Origin of the sequence: Streptococcus suis, from assembly GCF_002964045.1 — a bacterium.
GTDB lineage: Bacteria > Bacillota > Bacilli > Lactobacillales > Streptococcaceae > Streptococcus > Streptococcus suis_U.
The window spans coordinates 1-375 of the sequence record NZ_POPB01000513.1 but is presented as its reverse complement, the minus strand read 5'-3'; the positions used below and the strand labels follow the sequence as shown (position 1 = coordinate 375).

1 protein-coding gene is annotated in these 375 nt (G+C 37.9%); it reads right to left on the bottom strand.

The annotated features are described in order from the left end of the window. On the bottom strand, positions 1-255 hold a 255-nt coding region (locus tag C1E99_RS12335; protein WP_153060233.1), incomplete at its 3' end, for a glycosyltransferase family 2 protein. Positions 256-375: the final 120 nt, after the last annotated feature.

Sequence of the window (375 nt, the reverse complement as noted above, 5' to 3'; positions counted from 1 at the left end):
GAATCCGCCAGTCGCAACCTCTAATAATGTATTTCTAGCCGCTCCAAGCCCTTCATTCCTTCTTTTATGCACAATTCGAATCCGACTATCCTGTTCTCGTAACTGTTCACAGATAAAGGCGGTTTTATCCGTAGACCCGTCATTGACAACAATAATTTCTAATTCACTGTAATCTTGTTTTATAACTGATTCTACGCATTGCCTCAGGTATTTTTCCCCATTATAGACTGGGATAAGCACACTAATTTTTTCCATTTACTTCTCCTACTCTCCCACTTAGCATATCACAGAAAGAACATTCCCTATATTCAATATGATGCAGTCTATCCAAAATCTCTGTTTTCCTTTTTCTCACATATCCTATACCATTTCAGA